4 protein-coding genes are annotated in these 3,571 nt (G+C 61.4%); 2 read left to right on the top strand and 2 right to left on the bottom strand.

Annotated elements, in window-relative coordinates:
* On the top strand, positions 1–1,394 hold a 1,394-nt coding region (gene gatA, locus AC1DUU_RS26445), incomplete at its 5' end, for an Asp-tRNA(Asn)/Glu-tRNA(Gln) amidotransferase subunit GatA (RefSeq protein WP_476786327.1).
* 24 nt (positions 1,395–1,418) lie between these two features.
* The gene (locus tag AC1DUU_RS26450) at positions 1,419–2,216 is read left to right on the top strand and encodes a YdcF family protein (RefSeq protein WP_476786328.1); all 798 of its coding nucleotides are present in this window, start codon (positions 1,419–1,421) and stop codon (positions 2,214–2,216) included.
* Here the strand turns inward: AC1DUU_RS26450 and AC1DUU_RS26455 are convergent.
* Together AC1DUU_RS26455 and AC1DUU_RS26460 are read right to left on the bottom strand one after the other, a co-directional pair.
* Complete coding sequence (locus AC1DUU_RS26455; RefSeq protein WP_476786329.1) at positions 2,165–2,902, bottom strand: DUF599 domain-containing protein; 738 nt, start codon at positions 2,900–2,902, stop codon at positions 2,165–2,167. The two genes, AC1DUU_RS26450 and AC1DUU_RS26455, sit on opposite strands and share 52 nt — an antisense overlap.
* Positions 2,903–3,379: 477 nt before the next feature.
* A partial coding sequence (locus AC1DUU_RS26460) for a hypothetical protein (RefSeq protein ID WP_476786330.1) occupies positions 3,380–3,571 on the bottom strand: 192 nt, incomplete at its 5' end.

A 3,571-nucleotide genomic window follows, 5' to 3' on the forward strand; every position in this document is an offset into this window, starting at 1 on the left:
ATGTCTCTGCCATCGAACAGGCCAATCCGATCTTCAACGCCTACATCGCCACCACGCCCGACAAGGCGCGCGACATGGCCAAGGCTTCCGACGCCAGGCTCGCCAGGGGCGAGGGCGGCGCGCTTGAGGGCATCCCGCTCGGCATCAAGGACCTGTTCGCCACCGAAGGTGTGCACACCCAGGCCTGCAGCCATGTGCTCGACGGCTTCAAGCCGCGCTACGAATCGACAGTGACGGCCAATCTTTGGGCCGACGGCGCGGTCATGCTGGGCAAGCTCAACATGGACGAGTTCGCCATGGGCTCGTCCAACGAGACCTCCTACTACGGCCCGGTGATCAATCCTTGGCGCGCGGGCGGCTCGAACAAGCAGCTGGTGCCGGGCGGCTCGTCCGGTGGTTCGGCTGCCGCAGTCTCGGCTTTCCTGTGCGCTGGCGCCACCGCCACCGACACCGGCGGCTCGATCCGCCAGCCGGCGGCCTTCACCGGCACGGTCGGCATCAAGCCAACCTATGGCCGCGTGTCGCGCTGGGGCACGGTCGCCTTCGCCTCGTCGCTCGATCAGGCCGGCCCGATCGCCCGTGACGTGCGCGATGCAGCGATCCTGCTCAAGTCGATGGCGTCGGTCGACGCCAAGGACACCACCTCCGTCGACCTGCCGGTTCCGGATTACGAAGCGGCGATCGGCAAGTCTCTCAAGGGCATGAAAATCGGCATTCCCAAGGAATACCGCGTCGAAGGCATGCCTGACGATATCGAGGCACTTTGGCAGAAGGGCATCGCCTGGCTCAAGGATGCCGGCGCGGAGATCGTCGACATTTCGCTGCCGCACACCAAATACGCGCTGCCGGCCTACTACATCGTGGCGCCCGCCGAAGCTTCATCGAACCTCGCCCGCTACGACGGCGTCCGCTACGGCCTGCGCGTGCCGGGCAAGGACATCATCGAGATGTACGAGAACACCCGCGCCGCCGGCTTCGGCCGCGAGGTCAAGCGCCGCATCATGATCGGCACCTATGTGCTGTCGGCGGGCTACTACGACGCCTATTACCTCCAGGCCCAGAAGGTGCGCACGCTGATCAAGCGCGACTTCGAACTGGCTTTCGCGGCTGGCGTCGACGTCATCCTGACGCCGGCAACGCCGTCGGCAGCCTTCGGCGTCGCCGACGAGGACATGGCCGCCGATCCGGTCAAGATGTACCTCAACGACATCTTCACGGTGACGGTGAACATGGCCGGCCTGCCTGGCATTGCGGTTCCCGCCGGCCTCGACGGCAACGGCCTGCCGCTCGGTCTCCAGCTCATCGGCCGGCCGTTCGATGAAGAAACGCTGTTCCAGACTGCTCATGTCATCGAGCAGGCAGCAGGACGTTTCCAGCCGGAGAAGTGGTGGTAGGCGCATAGCGCCTGCCTTGAATGGATGTTCTTTTACCTCTCCAAAATCTTCTGGTTCTTCGCCCAGCCGCTTAATTTTGCGATCTTCCTGCTTGCGGCCGGGCTCGTTGCCAGTTTCTTTGGCCGCCGGCGCTTCTTTCGCACCACGGCTTTCGTGTCCTTGTTGATCCTGGCGCTTGCCACCTGGACCTCACTCGGCTCGCTGATGCTCAACCCGCTGGAAGAGCGTTTCCAGCGCCCGGCAACGCCGGCCAAGGTCGACGGCATCGTCGTGCTCGGTGGTGGTTTCGAAGGCGCGATCAATCTTGCGCGCGGCGGCTATGAGCTCAACAGCGGTGGCGACCGCATGGTCGAGACCGCGATCCTTGCCCGCCGCTATCCTGACGCCAGGATCGTCGTTTCAGGCGGCAACGGCGCGCTGACGCTGGACGGCGAGGGCGACGCCGACACCGCACCGCGCCTGCTCGAAGCGCTTGGCGTGGCCCGCGACCGGCTCATCCTCGAAAACCGTTCGCGCAACACCTACGAGAATGCGCAGTTCTCCAAGGAGCTCGTGACGCCCAAGCCAGGCGAAACCTGGCTGCTCGTCACCTCGGCCTTCCATATGCCGCGATCGATGGCGTTGTTTGCCAAGGCCGGATTTCCGGTCGTTGCTTGGCCGGTGGATTACCGCACATCGGGTCAGGAGGGCATTGGCCTGTTCACCGATAATCCTGCCGATTCGCTGCAGAACACCACGATGGCGATACGCGAATGGGTCGGCCTGCTGGCCTATTGGCTGTCCGGCCGGATCGACCGGCCGTTTCCCGCACCTGGATCCTGAATCAGGACCGCCTGGCGAGCCTCCGAAAAGAACTGGCGCCTGATCAGCACGGCGAGCAGCACGACCGTAGTGACGAAGAACACGCGCGCGTCGACGAACCAGCCGAGATAGCCGATCGAAAAGAAAACGCCCCGCAGCCCGGCGTTGAAGTGCTTGCCTGCAAGCTGGTTCATACGGGTTGCCCGCATCACAGCGAGATCAATCTCAGCGTCTGGCTCGCTACGGCTGCCGATCTGGGGCACCGCACCGATCAGGATCGAGCAGTAATTGAACAGCCGGTAAGCCCAGCCGAATTTGAAGAACGAATAGGCAAGGATGATGATCAGGCCGATTACCTTGATCTCGAACAGCGGGCGCGCCGTTGCTCCCGCCAGCGGCACGTCGCTCAAGATGGCGAGCACGCGGTCGGACGCGCCGAGCAAGGCAAAGCAGCCGCCAACCGCAATCAGCGAGCTTGAGGCAAAAAACGCGGTGCCTTGCTGCAAGCCGTTCATGATCGAGGTATCGACGATCCTGACCTCGCGCCGTGCCATCGTTGCCATCCAGGCGGCGCGTTGGGCATTCATTGCGCGCGTCAGCGACAGGCGCTTGACGATATGCCCCTCGGCGCCAAGCGCATGAAATATCCAGCCAGCGAGGAAAAATGCCAGCGCTGCAATGTCGAGGCCGCTCAACGGGCCGGTCATAGAGAAGGAATCGTTGATCATTGGCGGGAAACTAGCACGGCTATCCGTCGGATTTCGAGTGTGCCCACCTGCCGTGGTGTCGTCACAGGTGTTTAAGATCCATGAACGACAAATTTGGCATAAGTATCTGATTTAATTAAAATTGAGTTGATGGCGGCATGGCTGCCATGCAGATTTCGCCATGCTTTCGCCATTTTTTGCAGTTGCGAAGGCGACGGCAAAGTCGTATCCAGCACTCCCACTCGGGACGAGCTGGAACAGCGGACATACCGCCGGCTCACCGAACCACAAGGGTTTTGCGATACATCATGGATGACGGCGTTCAGAAATCCTGCTGGGGCCTTACGGCCAAGGCAGTGATTGGCTTTGCGGTTTTTCTTGTTCTTGCCTGGCTGGTTAGCAGCGGCGCTGAAAATGCAGCGGTCGTGGCAGCAGGCTGATCAATAACCCTTCAGGATTGGATACAAAAAGCGCGGTTCAGGCCGCGCTTTTTTGCATCGTGGCCTTGCGTAAATCAGCAGTTTTTTCAAATGTTGCGCGCTGAGCAGACCACGTCGGATGGCGTCTAGCGGAAAGCGTGAAAAGGGCGGAATGATCGTATACATATGCGATACAAGTAGCCGTCGCAGGGAGTGAGATTTGTTTCTTTCGGTATTCGACCTGTTCAAG

It is taken from the genome of Aminobacter sp. P4_H6_2 (assembly GCF_056400805.1).

What these genes read in the sequence shown, in the direction of transcription:
- AC1DUU_RS26455 (WP_476786329.1), bottom strand. Translation starts at nt 2,902, where the DNA reads ATGACCGGCCCGTTGAGCGGCCTCGACATTGCAGCGCTGGCATTTTTC.
- AC1DUU_RS26450 (WP_476786328.1), top strand. Translation starts at nt 1,419, where the DNA reads ATGTTCTTTTACCTCTCCAAAATCTTCTGGTTCTTCGCCCAGCCGCTT.